The organism is Actinomadura formosensis NBRC 14204, from assembly GCF_001552155.1.
Lineage (GTDB): Bacteria > Actinomycetota > Actinomycetes > Streptosporangiales > Streptosporangiaceae > Spirillospora > Spirillospora formosensis.
The window spans coordinates 1-1,111 of record NZ_BCQQ01000308.1 but is presented as its reverse complement, the minus strand read 5'-3'; the positions used below and the strand labels follow the sequence as shown (position 1 = coordinate 1,111).

Sequence of the window (1,111 nt, the reverse complement as noted above, 5' to 3'; positions counted from 1 at the left end):
TTGCTGATGCCCGTCGACAGATAACCCTGGATCTCCTCGGGCGTCTCGATGAGGAGATGGGAGCCGTAGTTGCTGGACAACACTCCGGCGAACACTCCGACGCTGTGCCCGCGGAGCGCGGTCGGGTCCAGGCCGGCGTCCTCGACGGTCTCCCAGGCGATCTCCAGGAGCAGCCGCTGCTGCGGGTCCATCGCGAGGGCCTCGCGGGGGCTGATCCCGAAGAAGGCGGCGTCGAACCGGTCGGCGTCGTGGAGGAAGCCGCCGTACTGGGTGTAGGTCGTGCCGGGGTTCTCGGGGTCCGGGTCGTACAGGTCGCTGGACCAGCCGCGGTTGGTGGGGAACTCCGAGATCCCATCCTGTCCGGCGGCGACCAGGTTCCACAGGTCCTCGGGCGAGCGCACCTCGCCGGGGAAGCGGCATCCCATGCCGACGATCGCAATCGGCTCGTACTTCTCCGCCTCCACCTCGCGGACACGCTGACGGGTACGACGCAGGTCCGCCGTGACGCGCTTCAGATAGTCCCGGAGCTTCTCTTCATTGGACATCTGGATTCCTCACGTGGGTCGGTCAGGAGATTCCGAACTCGTTCTCGATGACGTCGAAGATCTCGTCGTCCGTGGCGGACGCGAGATCGGTGTCCGTGCCGTCCGCCTGCTCGTTCACCCGGCCGCTCCATTTCCGGAGCAGGCTCTCCAAGCGCGCGGTGACGGCGGAGCGCTCGTCGTCGCCGGGGGACACCGCCGCCAGCGCGGCCTCGATGCCGTCGAGCTCGGCGAGGATCCCCGGCACCGAGCCCGCCGCGGCGGGTGCGAGCCGCGCGTGCAGCTCGGCGGCGAGCGCCGTCGGGCTGGGGTGGTCGAAGATCAGCGTCGGGGGGAGGCGGAGCTGCGTCGCGCTGGTGATGCGGTTGCGGAGTTCGACGGCGGTGAGGGAGTCGAACCCGAGGTCCTTGAACGGACGCTCAGGGGCGATCGTCTGCGCGGTGCTGTGGCCGAGAACCGCTGCGGCGTGGCTCTGAACCAGGTCGAGGAGGAATCGGTGCTGCTTGTCCGTGGTGAGTTCCTCAAGCTGGGCGACGAGGTCCTTCGCGTTTGACCCCTCCGTCGCCGAT

The 1,111-nt window shown here is 68.7% G+C and carries 2 protein-coding genes; both read right to left on the bottom strand.

The window, feature by feature from the left end; genetic code table 11:
* Positions 1 to 545: beta-ketoacyl synthase N-terminal-like domain-containing protein (locus tag AF1_RS32675; RefSeq protein WP_174548926.1), on the bottom strand; the 545-nt coding region annotated here is incomplete at its 3' end.
* A 22-nt stretch (positions 546 to 567) separates the two neighbouring features.
* Positions 568 to 1,111: phosphopantetheine-binding protein (locus tag AF1_RS32670; protein WP_255218870.1), on the bottom strand; the 544-nt coding region annotated here is incomplete at its 5' end.